Annotated in this window: 13 protein-coding genes and 1 tRNA gene; 9 read left to right on the top strand and 5 right to left on the bottom strand. The window is 62.7% G+C overall.

Annotated elements, in window-relative coordinates; genetic code table 11:
* Positions 1–103: 103 nt before the first annotated feature.
* From hypF to ABEB22_RS08450, 4 genes are all read right to left on the bottom strand, one after another.
* On the bottom strand, positions 104–2,332 hold the full coding sequence (gene hypF / locus ABEB22_RS08465; protein ID WP_406870059.1) for a carbamoyltransferase HypF: 2,229 nt from the start codon (positions 2,330–2,332) through the stop codon (positions 104–106).
* 101 nt (positions 2,333–2,433) lie between these two features.
* Positions 2,434–3,852 (bottom strand): nickel-dependent hydrogenase large subunit, encoded by a 1,419-nt coding sequence (locus ABEB22_RS08460; protein ID WP_350938724.1) that lies wholly within the window; start codon positions 3,850–3,852, stop codon positions 2,434–2,436.
* Positions 3,849–4,844, bottom strand: a complete 996-nt coding sequence (locus ABEB22_RS08455) for a HupU protein (RefSeq protein ID WP_339113320.1) — start codon at positions 4,842–4,844, stop codon at positions 3,849–3,851. The genes ABEB22_RS08460 and ABEB22_RS08455 overlap by 4 nt, the downstream gene beginning before the upstream one ends.
* Entirely contained in the window at positions 4,841–6,217 is a 1,377-nt protein-coding gene (locus ABEB22_RS08450; RefSeq protein WP_350938728.1) for an ATP-binding protein, read from the bottom strand. The genes ABEB22_RS08455 and ABEB22_RS08450 overlap by 4 nt, the downstream gene beginning before the upstream one ends.
* A 326-nt stretch (positions 6,218–6,543) precedes the next feature.
* On the opposite strand from ABEB22_RS08450, the gene hemP reads away from it, so the two are divergent.
* Positions 6,544–6,693 carry a hemin uptake protein HemP gene (hemP, locus tag ABEB22_RS08445; RefSeq protein WP_339113322.1) on the top strand — a complete coding sequence of 50 codons (150 nt, stop codon included), beginning with the start codon at positions 6,544–6,546 and terminating at the stop codon, positions 6,691–6,693.
* A 235-nt stretch (positions 6,694–6,928) separates the two neighbouring features.
* Here hemP and ABEB22_RS08440 read toward each other — a convergent pair.
* Positions 6,929–7,002: transfer RNA gene (locus ABEB22_RS08440), tRNA-Gly, on the bottom strand.
* A gap of 205 nt (positions 7,003–7,207) precedes the next feature.
* On the opposite strand from ABEB22_RS08440, the gene ABEB22_RS08435 reads away from it, so the two are divergent.
* From ABEB22_RS08435 to ahpF, 8 genes are all read left to right on the top strand, one after another.
* Positions 7,208–8,449, top strand: coding sequence for an Hsp70 family protein (locus ABEB22_RS08435; RefSeq protein WP_406870058.1), 1,242 nt, complete (start codon positions 7,208–7,210; stop codon positions 8,447–8,449).
* Between the two features lie 164 nt (positions 8,450–8,613).
* Positions 8,614–9,048: a MarR family winged helix-turn-helix transcriptional regulator gene (locus ABEB22_RS08430; RefSeq protein ID WP_406870057.1), complete on the top strand. Its 435-nt coding sequence runs from the start codon at positions 8,614–8,616 to the stop codon at positions 9,046–9,048.
* Positions 9,041–10,693 (top strand): MFS transporter, encoded by a 1,653-nt coding sequence (locus tag ABEB22_RS08425; RefSeq protein ID WP_339113325.1) that lies wholly within the window; start codon positions 9,041–9,043, stop codon positions 10,691–10,693. Before ABEB22_RS08430 ends, ABEB22_RS08425 begins: the two co-directional genes overlap by 8 nt.
* Positions 10,694–10,700: 7 nt before the next feature.
* Positions 10,701–11,732 carry an HlyD family secretion protein gene (locus tag ABEB22_RS08420; RefSeq protein WP_339113326.1) on the top strand — a complete coding sequence of 344 codons (1,032 nt, stop codon included), beginning with the start codon at positions 10,701–10,703 and terminating at the stop codon, positions 11,730–11,732.
* A 113-nt stretch (positions 11,733–11,845) separates the two neighbouring features.
* The gene (locus ABEB22_RS08415; RefSeq protein WP_350938735.1) at positions 11,846–13,492 is read left to right on the top strand and encodes a BCCT family transporter; all 1,647 of its coding nucleotides are present in this window, start codon (positions 11,846–11,848) and stop codon (positions 13,490–13,492) included.
* 193 nt (positions 13,493–13,685) lie between these two features.
* Positions 13,686–14,894 carry an amidase family protein gene (locus ABEB22_RS08410; RefSeq protein WP_406870056.1) on the top strand — a complete coding sequence of 403 codons (1,209 nt, stop codon included), beginning with the start codon at positions 13,686–13,688 and terminating at the stop codon, positions 14,892–14,894.
* Positions 14,895–15,026: 132 nt separating this feature from the next.
* Complete coding sequence (ahpC, locus tag ABEB22_RS08405) at positions 15,027–15,590, top strand: alkyl hydroperoxide reductase subunit C (RefSeq protein ID WP_406870055.1); 564 nt, start codon at positions 15,027–15,029, stop codon at positions 15,588–15,590.
* A 142-nt stretch (positions 15,591–15,732) separates the two neighbouring features.
* A complete protein-coding gene (gene ahpF / locus ABEB22_RS08400) occupies positions 15,733–17,316 on the top strand; it encodes an alkyl hydroperoxide reductase subunit F (protein ID WP_406870054.1) in 1,584 nt (527 codons plus the stop codon).
* Positions 17,317–17,342: the final 26 nt, after the last annotated feature.

Here is a 17,342-nt window from a genome sequence, read left to right as displayed (position 1 = left end):
ATTATTTTATAATAATGCCTTGCGTCTAAAATTCACAAAACGCTATAGAATTGACCGGATAGATGGTTGCCAGAGTTTCCGTTATCTGGAAGCCATACGGCCATCACCGTCCGCCCATGACCCGCGCCATGGCGACCAACGCCTGCCCCAGGGCAAGCCCACCGTCATTGGCCGGCACCTTGTGATGCAAAAGCACCGGCACATCGCCGAGGGCTGTCATCAACTCCTCCTGCAACACGACATTCTGCAAAACACCGCCCGACAACACCACGGCGCGCGCCGCGCCCTGCACAACCAGATCCCGCGCGCGCCCCGCAAAGGCCCGCGCCAGCCCGCGATGGAAGCGCCGCGCTTTCGCTTCTACAGGGTCCGGATCATCGGCCCATGCCCGCCACATCGGCGCCGGATCGATCTGCGCGCCCTCCCCGAACGGATAGCCCGCGCCTGTATCCCCCGCCTTGCGGGCCAGAGACTCCAGCCCCATCGCTGCCTCGCCCTCATAGCTCTGGCTGCCGACAAACCCCGCCGCAGCCGCAAAGGCATCAAACAGGCGTCCTGCCGAGGAGGTCAGCGGCGCGTTCATCCCCTTGGCCATCGCCTGACGCAGAAGCCCGACCGGCTGGCCTGCCAGCAACCTGTCCGCCTGCGCCTGAAGCCCCGCATGGTCGAGCTGCGCCAGAAGATTGCGCCATGGATCGCGGCTGGCGCGATCCCCTCCGGGCATCGGCACCGGCGTCAGATGCGCCACACGCGCCACATGACGGTAATCGCCCAGCAGCAACTCGCCCCCCCAGATCGTTCCATCTTCCCCGAGCCCCAGCCCGTCAAGGATGATCCCCGCAACCGGCCCGTCCTCCAGACCCCATCCATTCTCGCCCAGACAGGCGGCCAGATGCGCATGGTGATGCTGCACACGGATCAGGGGGCGCGTGCCCGCAGCCCGCTCGCCATACAGCGTCGCCCGGAACCCGGGATGCAGATCGACCGCGACAACCTCGGGCACATGGTCGAATAACGCCCGATAATCGCGATCCGCTGCCTCGAACGCCTCGATATTGGCCACATTATCCAGATCGCCCAAGTGATGGCCCAGCAGCGCCTGACCGTCCCGGGTCAGACAGATCGCGCCCTTCATCTGCCCGCCATAGGCCACCACCTGCGGTCCCTGCCCGAAGCCTGCGGGCAGATCCAGCACATCGGGCACCCGCCCCCGCGCATGGCGTAGCACCATTGGCCCTTGCGGAGTGATCCGCTCGACACTGTCATCGAGCCTGCGCGCAATGGCGCGATCATGCAGCACGAACCCGTCCGCAATTTCGGCCAGCTCGGCCAGCGCCGCCTCGTTGGAAATCACCTGCGGCTGCCCCGAGCCATTGCCCGAGGTCATCACCAGAGGCCGCGCGACAGCCCGGATCAGCAGATGGTGCAACGGCGTATAGGGCAGCATCCAGCCCAAGCTGTCCTGTCCCGGAGCAAGCGCTCCGGCACAGACCTCAACAGGCTCGTCACGCAGCGCCAGCACGATGATCGGAGCGGCCGGCGCGGCCAGCCGCGCGCGCTCCAGCGCGTCCAGATGGCAAGCGGCCCCGATCATGGCCAGATCCCCCATCACCGCCAGCGGCTTGGTCGGGCGATTCTTGCGCGCCCGCAACCGCGCGATTGCCGCCGCATTTCCCGCATCACAGGCCAGATGGAACCCGCCCAACCCCTTGATCGCAAGAATATCTCCCCCACGGAGCCGCGCTGCAGCCTCCTTCAGCCAATCCGCACTCTCTGGAACAGTCCAGATCCTCGGACCACAAATCGGACAGGCCACGGGCTGCGCATGGAAGCGCCGGTCCGACGGGTCAAGATACTCGCCCCTGCAATCCGCACAAAGCGGAAACTCTGCCATCGTGGTCTGCGCCCGATCATAGGGGAGCCCCGTCACGATCGAGAAGCGCGGCCCGCAATGGGTGCAATTGGTGAAACCATAGCCACCGCGGCGCCCCGTGCCCAATGTCTCGGCCAGACAGTCGGGACAGGTCGCGGCATCCGGCGTCACCCGCGTGCGCACGGCCCCCGCTTCCGAGGCCACGATCTCGAACCCCTCACCCAACTCGCCCGCAAAAGGCGCCACCTCCACCGCATCCACCCGTGCCAGAACCGGCGCCTGCGCGCGAAGCGCCTCCACAAACTCCGCAAGCCGCGCACCCCGCGCACGGATAACCACCCCTTGCGCATCATTCAGGACATGACCCGCAAAACCCAGATCATGCGCCAGCCGCCAGACAAAGGGGCGGAACCCCACCCCCTGAACCTGCCCCCGCACGCGGATCTCGACGCTCTCCATCTTCCAGTGTCCCTAAATATCCCGGGGTGAATTGGGGCCGTCAGGCCCCAAGAGGGGCAGAGCCCCTTGCCCCTACACCTGCACCTGCGCTCAGAACCCGCTCAATGGACGGTGCAGGCCATACAGGGGTCGAAACTGCGCACGATATGCTGCACCGAGACAGGTGTTTCCTCCCCCTCGGCCACAGGCGCACCTACAAGTGCGGCTTCCAGTGCCCCGGGCACACCCTGTACATCGCGGGGGCTGAAATTCCATGTCGTTGGCGCGATGATCTGATAGCCCGCGATCACCCCGCGCTCGATCCGCAGCCAGTGCCCCAGAGCCCCCCGCGCGGCCTCGACCAGACCGACACCCACGCCCTCTTTTGGCACCTCACCGCGCTCCATGAACCGCGCCTGCGGGTCGATGGCCTCGGCCCATGCTTCCATCAAGACCTGCGTGCGCGCCAATTCCAGAAGCCGCCCCGCTACGCGTCCCAGCACCCCCGCGCCCGCCACCTCCCGTGCCAGAGGATGCCCGTCGATGACCTGCCGCGCCAGAGCACCGGTCTCGAACACCCGCCCGTCAAGGCGCGGCGCCTTGCACCAGCTATAGGCGTCCTCGCGCATCATCTCGTCGGGGCGGGTCTCGCCATGCGCTGGATGGCTGGCATTCCCGAGCATCCATGCATGCGCGGGGTCTTCCACCAGCCCGCTCAGATCCAGAGGCGCCAGCGCCCCATCCCAGACGCCTTGTGCAAACCCGAACCCCTCGGCCAGCGGATAGGCCCCGAAGCTCAGATAGCGCCCCTGCCCGCGCCCCGCGGCCCCCAGATCCAGATCCTGCGCTATCTCGAGAAACAGTCCCGCATCGCCTGTCCGCCATGCCATGAGACCGGACAGGCTGCCCAGCGCCGCGAACTCATCGAGCGGCGCGCCAAACACCACCTCCTCGAGATAGCGCCGGAACCCGCGCAGCACCGATCTGATCCGCATCCGCTCGCTCGGCCCCGGCGCGCGGGTGACCCCGCCCGGCTGGATCGCCAGCGTATGTGGCCATTTTCCGGCCATTAACCCGAGGATATGCATCAATTCGGCCCGCGCCGCGATCGCCGCCCGCTGGGCCGAGCCCTCCATTGGCGTGAACCGCCGGAGCGCGCGCGCATGCCAGGCACGGCCCGCATAAACAGGGCGAGTGAAATCCGGCATGAAGAAGAGGTTGAAATGGGTCAGATGGTCCGAGACATTCTCGACCGCATGGATGAGCGCCGCCATCATCGCACCCTGCGGCGTGGGCGAGAGCCCCATCGCGGCGCCCAAGGCCCGCGCCGCAGCGGCCGATTGGCTGATCGAGCAGATCCCGCAGATCCGCGGTGTGATGGTCAGCGCATCCTGCGGGGCCTTGCCCAAAAGCATCCGCTCGAAGCCGCGATAAAGCGGCGCGTTCACCCGCGCCTGCGTCACCGCGCCCTCCGCGACATCGAGCTGCACCTCCAGATCACCTTCGACCCTGTTGAACGGGCCCATCACCAGCGTGGTCATTTGCGGCCCCGCACCCGTAGCGTGGGCGGCACATCCACACGGTCGGCCACTGCATTGCGCGCCAGCCGGTCGGGGGTTGCGGCCTTGGACAGCGAGGCCAGCGCCATGAACCAAGCCTTGGGCATATCGGTCGGCAGCCCCACCGGAATACCGGCAATCTTCGGCGTCTCGGTGAAGCTGTGGCGCGGCTCCTCGAACTCGGGCGCGGTGCAGTTGATACAGGGATAATTGCCCCGCGTGCAGGAGCCAGTGCCATTCCAAGGCCGGATATTGCAATCGCCCACCGCTTGCGTGCCGATACACCCCAGATTCTCCATCATGCAGCCGATATCGGAAAGCGCCACCGCCGAGGCCTTATATTCGTAAAACTCGTTTTTCGGACAGCCGTGATGGACCAAATGGCTTGTATAGAACAAAGGCCGCCCGAGACCATCGAGATCGTCCGCGCCCAGCCGGTTCTCGGCCAGCATCATCAGCGTTTCGGTCACCCAGTCGGGATGGGTCGGGCATCCCGCCACATTGATCACCGGCAGCCCCCCTTTGGCGCGGAAACTTGCGGGCAGCACACCCCCTTCATGCGAGCCCTCATATTGCAGCCCGCAGGCATCTGACGGGTTCTCGCCCGCCGAGGTGATCCCGCCATAGGCCGCGCAGGTGCCAACCGCCACCACATGGCGCGCAAGGCCCGCAAGCGAACAGACCCAGTCGAGCATCGACCGCCCCGTACCAGCAAGGATCTGGAACTTGCCCGTGCCCCGCGGTCCGCGGGCGATCGCCCCCTCGACGCAGAGCACATCCAGCGCGATCGCACCCGCCTCCACACGTTCCAGAAGGCGACGCGCCTCGGCGCCGGTTTCGAGGCTGAGCGAGGGATGCCAGAGCATCTCGATCCCCGCCCCTTCCAGACGGTCGAAAAGCGTCGGACCTTCGGCGCATAGAAGCGACATCGTGCAGCCACCGCAGCCCGAGGATTGCAGCCAGAGAACATTCATACTTCGTGTGACCCCGTCGTCTTGGTGTCCGGTAATCTACTTTGTGGCAAATCGAGAGTGAAGCAGGCCCCGCCCGTTCCGTTCGGCCGGTAGGATAGACTGCCGCCATGATCTGCAGCAATACGGTAGCTGATCGCAAGCCCCAGACCCGTGCCCTGTCCGACTTCCTTGGTGGTGAAGAACGGATCAAAGATCGAACGCGCCACCTCCTCGGGAATGCCCGTGCCATTATCGCAGACGCTCAACCGCGCGATGCCATTTTCCTGACTGGCATGGAAGGTAATCTGCGGCTCCTCGATACCGGCGAGCGCATCGGCGGCATTCTGCACGAGGTTCATGATGATCTGCTGGATATGGCCCGCACGGCCCATGGCCTGCACCATGGGCAGTCCCACGAATCGGAGTGCAATCCCTCGATCCGCCCCACGGGCCACCCAATGGGCGGCAGTGCGCGCCACGGTGACCAGATCGAAGATCACACTCTCGCCCGAGCCATCCGACGACAGGCGCCGCAGATCCTCGACGATATCGCGCACCCTTTCCGCGCCGTCGCGCGCTCCGGCAATGGCCTCGCGCAGGTTGCGCACCTCGCGGTCGAGGCGCAGCTCCTCGCGCAGTGCGGTCAGCCGCTCGCGCGTGGCACCCTGCTGGACCTCGTTGAAATAGGTCTCGAACTTGGTGGCATAGCGCTCCATCGCGTGGGTATTGGCATAGACGAAGCTGATCGGATTGTTCAGCTCGTGTGCCACCCCTGCCAGAAGCCGCCCCAGTGAAGCCAGTTTCTCGTTCTGAACCAGAAGCGCCTGCGTCGATTTCAGTGCGTTATGGCTCTGCGCAAGCTCCGAATAGGCACGGCGCAGCTCTCCCACCGGACGGCCCGTCAGCACATGCCCCGTGAGACGCCCCCGATCATCGAAACGCGGATTGATCGACATCTCCAGAAGGACATCCCCCGAGACACCGCCAAGGCTCAGCTCGCACGTCACCGGCGCACGGTTTCCGGTGCAGTCCGCCAGTGCAGCGATCAGACGCTGGCGCGACTCGCCTGCCACCAGATCCAGCACATCCATCTGTGCCAGACTGCGTGCGGGTCGCCCGGTCATATGCGCCACCGAATGCGAGGTATCCTCGACGCGTCCCTGACGCGAGACGACAATCAGCGCATCCGAAACCGAGGACATGATAGAACCCAGATAGGAGCGCATCTCCTCGAGTGCATGGCTCTGGTCCTCGAGCTGGGCCTGATAATCGACGAGTTCGGCATAGGTCCGGTCCATCGCCGTGAGCACCTCGGTCCATGCCGAATCCTCGAGCCCCAGAGGATGCGACGCATCCAGGGCATTATCGGCAGAAAGATCGCGGTTTATGCTCATGGAATGACCATAAACGCTGCGGCGGGCTTTGTCTGCACCGGTCTTTGGGCAGAAAATTGCGAATTTAATACCTGACTATAACTATCAGGCTTTACAAGCCCGAGAATTTCACTCAGATTAACCACACATCGCCAGTGACCCCACCAGCTGCTTGCCAAAAAGGATATGGACATGCCCCACCACCCGGCCCTCCGCCCTGCCTCGCAGGCACGACAGGGTAAACTGACCCCGATCACCCTTGCAGATCTCGTGCAGGCGCTCTGCGACGGCCTCAGCCCGCGCACTGGCGCAATCGACCACATGCTAGACAGAATTGAGAGAAACCAATGACCATTTCGCCCAGCTTCACCCAAGCCCTGCCCGCTCATGCTGCCGAAGAGCTGACCCAAGGGGGCAATCAGGCCAACATCCTTCTCAACGGTCAGGTCTACACGCTGCGCATCACCCGCGCGGGCAAGCTGATCCTGACGAAGTGAGGCACAGCCCGACACGAGTGACCTTTTCCAGAACCATTGTCTCATAGGGAATGTCTCATCACGAGACGTTCCCTTTTTTCGTGGAGGTGTCCGGTGCGCCCAAAGCTTCGCGGCTCCGGCGACAGGTGCCTGCCGTGATGGGCCCACGGCGGCAAGCCCCCCGCGCAGACAGGACAGCACCTGCACGGATCGCACCCGCGGCGGGGTCACGTCTGTTTTTTGCGATAGGGGGGGTTGGAGCGGGCGGCGGGAATCGAACCCGCGTCATTAGCTTGGAAGGCTAAGGTCTTACCATTACACAACGCCCGCGTTGTGACAGTGTGGATACAGAAGCCCTGATCCGGATGCAAGCCCCTTGCACCTGACTTTTTGTCACCGTGCCGCGCGGAAGCGGGCTCGCCCGCCATTGCCTCATGATAGGCAGGGTTTTAGACACAGCGCCTCTTGCCTCCACGATCCGAACTCATTAGCTGGCACGCTCGCTCCCTTCTGCTCTTTGAACGAAAGTACCGCTATGCCTTGCCTTGCTATCGACTTCGGAACCTCCAACAGCGCAATGGCCGTGCTGGAAAATGGCGCGGTCCGCAGGCTTTCGGTAGAGGGGCATCACGATACCCTGCCCACGGCGGTCTTCTTCCCCGAGGATGGTAGCGGGATGCTGATCGGACGCGCGGCAGGCGAGGCGCTGATCGAGGGCGATCCGGGCCGGTATATGCGGGCGCTGAAAAGCGTGCTCGGCACCGAATTGCTCCATGAAGAGCGCCGGATCGGGCGCAAGCGGCAGAGCATCGCGCAGATCATCACCATCTTTCTCGCCCATCTGAAAGCCGAGGCCGAGGCGCAAACCGGCCTGAAGATCCCCACCGCCCTGTCTGGCCGCCCCGTGGCCTTCCATGACAACCCCGAACGTCACGCCCGCGCCGAAGCCGACCTACGCGCCTGCTACCATGCGGCAGGGTTCGACACGGTCGAATTCCTGCCCGAGCCCGAAGCCGCTGCCCTTGCGGCTGGCCATTCGCAGCGCAACCGCGAGACCGGCCTGATCGTCGATATCGGCGGTGGCACCTCGGATTTCTCCGTCTACCAGCGCGAGGGCGAAGAGATCCGTATCCTTGCCAGTCACGGCATCCGGCTGGGGGGCACGGATTTCGATCATGCGCTGTCACTGGCCAAGGCCATGCCCGAACTGGGGCTGGGCGGAGAATTGAAGCGCGAGATGGGTGACGGTCTGCTGCCGGTGCCGCGCGGGATCTATGTGGATCTGTCGCGCTGGGAGAAGATCCCCTTCGTCTACACCCCCGAAACCCGCCGCCTGGTCGCCGATATGGAGCGCAACGCCACCGATCCCAAGCGGATCGGACGGCTGGCCCATGTGATCGAGGAACAGCTCGGGCACGAGCTGGCCTTTGCGGTCGAAAGTGGCAAGATCGCCGCCAATTCGGATGATGCGCAGGCTGCCATCGCGATGGGGATGGTCGAGCCGAAGCTGGAAGTGCGCCTGACGCGCGGTATGCTCAACGGCGCGCTCTCGCAGCACCGCGAGGCGTTGCGCAACGCGATCTACCAGACCCTGATGCAGGCTCAGATGGCCCCGCAGATGCTCGATTGCATCGTGCTGGTGGGCGGCTCGAGCCTGATGGGGCTGGTGGCCGAGGAGGCACAGGCGACCTGTCCGAATGCCGAACTGCGCAAGGCCGAGGCCTTCACCGCAGTTATCGACGGGCTGGCGCTGGCGAGCCGCTCGTTCGCAAGCTGATCATTTTTGTAGCATTTCGTCATGATTGCGCAAGCGGTGTTCGTGCCGGCACAGAATATAGTGTAAATTTACGTTGGCAAATCTCGAAATTCATATACATGTCCCACATATAAGCTTGCTAATAATTAGCGATATAAAAAGCGCAGAGGAGTGTTATGACCCGCTTGGATGACCGGATGGTCCTGAACAGTATCATTTTCCTGAACCGCCGTTTGCGGAAGGCTTTCGATTCGCGTGCCAGTGCCATGGGCCTGACCTTCGCCCGCGCGCAGGCCCTTTTGCAGATCGCGCGCACCGAAGGCAGCAGCCAGACCGAGCTGGCCGAAGCGTTAAAGATCGAGACACCAACCCTTAACCGCACACTCGATAGTCTGGAACAAACCGGCTTCATTGAGCGTCGTGCTGTGGAGGGGGACCGTCGTGTACGCCGCGTTTTCCTGACCGACCTGTCGAAGGACAAGGCAAAGGACATTCTGGAATATACCAACACCTTGCGTCACGAACTCTTCCATGACCTTTCAGACGGCGAGTTCGAACAGCTCTACGAGCTGGTCAGCCGCCTCCATGTAAACCTTGACGATATGGCGAAAAATGCCTGAAACACCGCATCTACATATTCCGGGCGTGAACCCCAACCCGAGCGATCCTTCGCCCAAAGAGCAGCGCCCGCCGCCGCCTTTCGAGCCGAAACCGCGCCTGCACGTCTTGGGATACATAGTTGCATCGATCGTCGTCGCGATCGCGATGTCGCTGAGCCAGGGCTTCACCACGGCCAATGCGCAGCGCATCGCGGGTGATCTGGGCGCGAGCCAGACCGAATCCCTCTGGCTCACGGCGGCCTATATGATCCCGCGGGCCTCGCTCAGCCTGATGCTGGTGAAGCTGCGCACGCAATACGGGCTGCGGAACTTCGCCATCCTTTCGGTGGCCTGTTTCGCGCTGGTCAATTTCGCGACACTCTGGGTGGACGGCCTGCATAGCGCGATTGTCGTACAGTTCTTCGCGGGTTGTGCCTCGGCACCTCTGGCATCGGTCGCCGTGCTCTACATGCTCGAAGTGCTTCCGCTGCCCAAGAAAATGACCTTCGGGATACCGCTCGTGATGACCTTCATCCTTGTCGGCACCCCTTTGGCCTATGCCATTTCCCCCGCCCTCTACCATCACTTCAACTATCTCTCGTTGCGGCAGATGGAATTCGGCCTGTCGCTCCTGATGATCGGCCTGATCTATACCCTGCCGCTGACACCGATGCCGCGCGTGCCGGTGATCTCGGTGATGGATGTCATCACCTTCAGCCTGCTGGCCATAGGCTTCGGCTCGGTGGTGGTGGTGTTCTTCTGGGGCACGACCGTGTGGTGGACCGATGCGATGTGGCTCGGCGTCGTCGCCTGTCTGGCGCTTCTCTGCCTGAGCGCCTTCGTCGCGATCGAGCTGAAACGCGATCGCCCGCTGATCGATCTGCGCTGGCTCGTCTCCTGGCCGATCCTGCGGCTGGCGGCGGCGCTCTTCCTGATGCGGATGCTGCTGAGCGAACAGACCGTGGGCATTCCGCGACTGCTCTCGACCATCGGCTATAGCTATGACCAGCTATGGCTCTTGTTCCTGATCATCACGATCGCCACCATCTCCGGCGGCATCGTATGTGTGCTGACCTTCAAGATGGAGCGTATGCCGGAGATGCATATGGCCGCGCTGGCCATGATGGCACTCGGCCTTGCGCTCGACACACGCGTGAATGCACAATGGGGGCCGCAGCAATTCTATGTCAGTCAGGCGTTGCTGGGCTTTGCCTCTACCATCTTCCTGCCGACCGCGATGGCCAACGGGATCATGAACGCCTTCCGCCGTAGCCCGAACTATCTGCTGAGCTTCATCGCCGTGTTTCTGGCCAGCCAGAGCCTCGGTGCGGTCATCGGCTCGGGAATTTTTCGTTCGACCGTGCAGCTGCGCACCACATTCCATACCGAGCTTCTCAACGGCCAGCTGATGGAAGGGAACCCAATGGTCACCAGCACCATCGCCCAGCTCAAACAGCTTTATGCCGCGACCTCGGCAGACCCGACCGTCATCAAATCCGAGGCTTTGTCGCAGCTTTCCAGTAATGTCAGCGTGCAGGCGAATGTTCTGGCCTATGCCGATGCCTTCCACGCCCTTCTCTATCTGGCCCTGTTCACTCTGAGCTGCCTGATCATCAACTATCTCTGGACCAAGCGCAAAGAGCGCCTTCAGAGCCAACCCGCATGAGCCATCTATGTCCGTAAAACGTTTCCTCCCCTCTATCATCGCCGTTGCCTTCGGGCTGATCGGCCTGTGCATCATTCTCTACGCATGGCAGATCCCTCCCTTCCAGAGTTCGGTGGCGCAGACCAATGACGCCTATGTGCGCGGTCGTCTGACCTCCATCGCACCGCAGCTCTCGGGCTTTATCACCGATGTGCCGGTGCACGATTTCCAGACCGTCAAGAAAGGCGACGTGCTGGCCAAGATCGACGATCGCCAATATGTACAGGCCGTCAATCAGGCGCAGGCCGAGCTGGACAGCGCCAAGGCGGCACTGGCCAATAATGCGCAGGATATCCGTTCGGCGGAGGCAACGATCGAGTCGAAGAAAGCCTCGCAGGATTCGGCAGAAGCGTCCGTCGCCACCACCCAGCGCGAATGGGAACGCGCGCAGCAGCTGCAGAACAAAAGCTACCTCTCGCAATCGGATGCGGATGACGCACAGCTTGCCCTGCAACAGGCCCAAGCCTCGCTCGAAGAGGCTATTGCGGCCCGTCATGTGGCCGAGGAAGATCTGAAGTCGGTGAAGATGGACAGCCAGACCCTGCAGGCCAGCGTCGAAAGCGCGCAGGCGGCACTGGAGCTTGCCAAGATCGATCTCGAGCATACCACCATCACCGCGCCCATCGACGGACGACTGGGCCAGCTTGGCGTGCGCGGCGGGCAATATGTCAGCGCGGGCACGACACTCATGAGCCTTGTGGGGACCGATGCCTGGGTCATCGCCAATTTCAAGGAGACCAAGCTGAACGGGATGCAGGTCGGCCAATCGGTCAGCTTTACCGTGGATGCTCTGGGTGGCAAGCGCTTCACCGGCCATCTGGAAGCCTTCTCGCCTGCCACAGGATCCGAATTCTCGGTGCTGTCGAGCTCCAATGCCACCGGTAACTTCACCAAGATCGCCCAGCGTGTTCCGGTGCGGATCTCCATCGATCCGGGGCAGGACGAGGCCGAGAAACTGGTGCCGGGCCTGTCGGTCGTCGTTGACATCGCGCGGGACTGAGACACCCCCGCGTGAGGTTCCATGACTTTTTCGGGAACCTATTCGAAACTGGCCCGTTCCCTTGTCTGTAACGCCGGACCATACCCGGTGAATAACAAGGGGACAGGCCAGATATGGCAGATAATCTTCAGCAGGAACGCCTGCTGTTCTTTCCGAAAGTCCACAAGCGGGTTTTCTCGGTTTCAGCGATCCTGATCGTCGGGTTCATCATCTACGGGGCGCTTTTCAACGAACAGGCCAATGCGCTGTTCGGAGGCATCCAGAGCTGGTTCGCCACCAATCTCGGCTGGGCCATCATCATCGAGATGAATCTTTTCGTCATCGCCGCGATCTATCTGGCCTTCGGGCGCTTCGGCGATATCCGGCTGGGCCGGATGAATGAGAAACCCGCCTATGGCCTCTTCAGCTGGACCGCCATGCTGTTTTCGGCAGGCATCGGGATCGGCCTGATCTACTGGGGTGTGGCCGAGCCGCTCTACCACTATTTCGCGCCCCCCGTCGGTGCACCGGAAACCGAGGAGGCCGCCAAACAGGCGATGGTCATCTCCTTCCTGCATTGGGGCTTCCACGGCTGGGCGATCTATGCGGTTGTCGGTCTGGCGCTGGCCTATTTCCACTTCCGCAAGGGCCTGCCGCTGACCATCCGCTCGGCGCTCTACCCCATTCTGGGTGAGCGTATCTTCGGAAAATGGGGCGATGCGGTGGATATTCTGGCCGTGTTCGGCACGATGTTCGGGATCGTCACCTCGCTGGGCCTCGGCGCGATGCAGATCAATTCGGGTCTGGGCGAGTTGTTCGGCTGGGAGCAGTCGGTGGTCACTCAGGTCATCATCATCGCCCTTATCACGCTCGCGGCCACCATCTCGGTCGTGGCGGGGCTCGATGCGGGGATCAAACGTCTCTCGAACCTCAATATCGGCCTGTCGATGGTCTTCCTGCTGTTCATGCTGATCGTGGGCCCGACCATCTTCATCCTCGATCTCTATGTGCAAAGCTATGGCGATTACATCTCGCGCTTCATCAGCTGGGCCACTTGGACCGAAGCCTATAACGAGGAAAGCACCTGGCAGAACAGCTGGACGATCTTCTACTGGGCATGGTGGGTCAGCTGGTCGCCCTTCGTCGGCGTGTTCATCGCGCGCATCTCGCGCGGTCGGACCATCCGCGAATTCGTCCTCGGCGTGATGCTGCTGCCCAGCTCGATCATGTTCTTCTGGTTCTGCGCCTTTGGTGGCACGGCCATCAGCATCTCGATGGGCGGGGACAGCACGCTCGTCGATGCCACCAAGGAAGCCTACGGACAGGCGATGTTCAGCCTTCTGGACTATTTCCCGATGTCGGACCTGACCTCCGGTTTCGCGATGGTCCTGATCGTGATGTGGTTCGTGACCTCCTCGGATTCGGGCTCCTTCGTGATCGATATGCTCACCGCAGGTGGCGACCCGAACCCGCCCAAGATCCAGCGGATCTTCTGGGCCGTGACCGAGGGCTGTGTGGCAGCGGTGCTGCTGGTCGCGGGCGGTCTGAACGCGCTTCAGGCAGCCGCAGTGGTCGCGGGTTTCCCCTTCGCGGTCGTCTGTTTCCTGATCCTGATCGGGCTTCTGAAGGCGCTGCGCTGGGATACGCTGATGATCTATCGCCACAATCAGGTCTACCGCAATGACGAGGAGGCAGACCACGCGATGCCGCCCGAACTGCCCGGCGATCTTTACGGGTCGGACCCGACCCCGCCGCCCGCCGCGGCAGAAACCAAGGTCTGAACAACAGGAAGGGCAGCCCCGTGGCTGCCCTTTTTCCATGCCCAGGACCAACAGACGAGGGAGCGATGGGACGGAACACCTCGGGGGTCTGGACTTCACTGCAAAGCTGGCTCAGAAAGTGGGGCGACATCCATGGGCCATGCCGGATCGCGTGTCGTGATGCGCAACATGGCCCGAGCCTGAAAGTGCCCCGATGACCACCGATCCGCTCAGCCTTGCCCGCTCCCGCGCGAAAGCGCCCGATTTCACCCAAGTCTTTACCGGCCCTGTGCCCGGTCCCTCGGACGGCCCCCTGAACGGGCTGACCGTAGCGGTGAAGGACCTGTTTGATGTGACGGGATACCAGACACGGGCCGGATCGAAGGCCCGCGCGAACCGCCCGGTGGCCGAAAAGGACGCAACCGTCATCGCGCGGCTGCGCGAGGCCGGAGCGGGGCTCATCGGCCATACCAACATGACCGAATTCGCCTATTCGGGCCTTGGCCAGAACCCGCATTACGGCACGCCCCTGACGCCGCTGATCGAGGGCGCGATTGCCGGCGGCTCGACCTCGGGCGGGGCGTCAAGCGTGGCGCGCGGCGTGGCCGATATCGCGCTTGGCACCGATACGGGCGGCTCGCTGCGCATTCCGGCGGCCTTCTGCGGGCTGATCGGGTTCAAACCCACCGCCTCCGATGTGCCGCGCGAGGGCGTGGTGCCCCTCTCGCATACGCTCGATTCCGTGGGCGTCATGGCGCGTGATGTGCTGACCGTGCAGGCCGCAATGGAGGTCTTGCGCGATGCGCCCTATGAGGAAACCGAACTCCCGCAGGAGCTGATCTTGCCGCGCAGTTTCGGGCGCGACGGGCTGGACCCCGAGGTGGCGCAGGCCTTCGACGCGGCTCTCGAGACCCTGAAAGACGCGGGCTACCGCATCATCGAGACCGACCTGCCCTATTTCACCCTCTATCAGGAGCTGGCCGTCTGGCAATTCTCGGCGGTCGAATCGCGTGTCCATCACAAGGCCGATTACGACGACAGACAGGACCAGATTGATTCACGTGTAACCACGCGCATGGCCCGCGCCGATACCGCGAGCGCGCCCGATTATGCCCGCACGCTGCTCCTGCGCGAGGCGATCGCGCGGGATGCAAAACGCGAGCTGCTGGGACGCGCCATCGTGCTGCCGACCGCACCAATCCTGCCGCCGCAGCTGAGCGCACTGGAGGAGGACGAGAGCTTCAACCGGCTCAATCTATTGGCGCTGCGCAACACCACCATGGCCAATGTGATAGATGGCTGCTCGATCTCGCTGCCGCTCCCCACGCCGGGCACGGGGCTGATGCTGATTGCAGCCACACACGAGGACGCCAAGCTGATCCATGCCGCGCATGAGCTGGCGCCGCTCCTGAAATCCGAGTGATAGATAGCGTCTATCAGAAATCGTATAATAATCAATTTCACCTAAGCCCCCGAAGGACGTAGATTACGTTCAAGGGATAAGACCCCAACCGGTTCACAAGAACCGCCTCCCCAAACGAAAGACGAGGACGACATGGCTCTCATCAATACCAAGATCAAACCTTTCGCTGCCACGGCATTCAAACAAGGCAAATTCATCGACGTCACCGAAGCCGACATCGCCGGCAAATGGGCCATCTTCTTCTTCTATCCCGCTGACTTCACCTTCGTCTGCCCGACCGAACTGGGCGATGTGGCCGACCATTATGCAGAACTGCAGAAAATGGGCGTGGAAGTGTTCTCCGTCTCGACCGACACCCACTTCACCCACAAGGCATGGCACGAATCCTCCGATACCATCGTGAAGATCCAATACGGCATGATCGGCGACCCGACCGGCACCATCACCCGTAACTTCGACGCGATGCGCGAAGATGAAGGCCTTGCAGATCGCGCAACCTTCATCGTCGACCCCGACGGGATCATCCAGGCGATGGAAATCACCGCAGAAGGCATCGGCCGCGACGCCTCCGACCTCGTGCGCAAGATCAAAGCCGCGCAATACGTGCGCGCGCATCCGGGCGAGGTTTGCCCCGCCAAGTGGAAAGAAGGCGAGAAAACCCTCGCACCGTCGCTCGAACTCGTCGGCAAGATCTGATCTTTCGCGATCCGACCTCTCTCTGCGCGGGGCACCCCGCGCAGAGCCTCCCCTCCGGCCCCGATTTGACACCGGTCAATGCGCCACAGACGCGTGTGACGGACATTGAGGCCCCTCCCCCCCAGACATTCGGAGTTCTCCCATGCTCGACAGCACGCTCAAGACCCAACTTTCCGCCTATCTCGAACGGCTGGTGCGTCCGGTCGTCCTGACCGCCTCCACCAATGACTCGGCCCGTTCCGCCGAGATGGTCGAGCTGCTGACCGAGATCGCGGAGCTCAACGACAAAGTTACCGTCGCTCTGGACGGAAATGACACTCGCAAACCCTCCTTCACCATCGCCTCGCCGGGCGAGGACATCTCGCTGACCTTCGCGGGTCTGCCGATGGGCCACGAATTCACCTCGCTGGTGCTGGCACTGCTGCAGGTTGGTGGCTATCCGCCGAAGGTCGAGCAGGAGCTGATCGATCAGGTGAAAGAGGTCGAGGGCGAGTTCGTCTTCGAGACCTATTTCTCGCAATCGTGCCAGAACTGCCCCGATGTGGTGCAAGCGTTGAACCTGATGGCCGTGCTCAACCCCAATGTGAAGCACGTCGCCATCGACGGCTCGGATTTTCAGGATGAGGTGAACGCCCGCGAAGTGATGAGCGTCCCCACCGTCTATCTGAATGGCGAGGTCTTCGGCCAGGGCCGCATGGAGCTGGGCGAGATCGTGGCCAAGATCGACACCGGCTCGGCCGATAAGGCCGCCGCCAAGATCAATGCCAAGGATGCGTTCGACGTGCTCGTGGTCGGTGGTGGCCCCGCCGGTGCCGCAGCCGCCGTCTATGCCGCGCGCAAAGGCATCCGCACCGGTGTGGCTGCCCAGCGGTTCGGCGGTCAGGTGCTCGACACCATGTCCATCGAGAACCTGATCTCGGTGCCCCATACCGAAGGTCCGAAACTGGCCACCGCGCTGGAACAGCACGTCAAGGAATATGACGTGGATATCATGAACCTGCAGACCGCGACCGGCCTTGAACGTAAGGGCGATCTGGTGGAAGTCACGCTGGAAAGCGGTGCCGTGCTGAAATCGAAATCGGTCATCCTGTCGACCGGTGCCCGCTGGCGCCAGATGGGTGTGCCCGGTGAGGTCGAATACAAGAACAAGGGCGTGGCCTACTGCCCCCACTGTGACGGCCCGCTGTTCAAAGGCAAGCGCACCGCAGTCATCGGCGGCGGCAATTCGGGCGTCGAGGCGGCGATCGATCTGGCCGGTATCGTGTCGCATGTGACCCTGATCGAGTTCGATACGAAACTGCGCGCCGATCAGGTTCTGCAGGACAAGCTCAAGAGCCTGCCGAATGTCACGATCATCATGAATGCGGCGACCACCGAAGTGACCGGTGACGGCGCAAAGGTGAACGGGCTGGCTTACCGCGACCGCACCACCGGCGAGGACCATCATATCGAACTCGAGGGGATCTTCGTGCAGATCGGCCTGCTGCCCAACACCGATTTCCTGAAAGGCACGCTGGATCTGACCCCGCGCGGCGAGATCATGATCGATGCCCATGGTGCGACCTCGATGGAGGGCGTGTTTGCCGCAGGCGATTGCACCACCACCCCCTACAAGCAGATCGTCATCGCGATGGGTCTGGGGGCAACGGCGGCCCTCGGGGCGTTCGATTACATGATCCGCAGCTCGGTCCAGACCGAGAAAAAAGAAGCGGTTGCTGCCGAATAAGGTAGCACTCGCGCTCTCGCCGCGCC

The sequence above is a fragment of the Thioclava sp. 'Guangxiensis' genome (assembly GCF_045348365.1).
In the GTDB taxonomy this organism is placed as follows: domain Bacteria; phylum Pseudomonadota; class Alphaproteobacteria; order Rhodobacterales; family Rhodobacteraceae; genus Thioclava; species Thioclava kandeliae.
The sequence above is the reverse complement of the archived record's forward strand: the minus strand, read 5'-3'. Positions and strand labels throughout refer to the sequence as shown.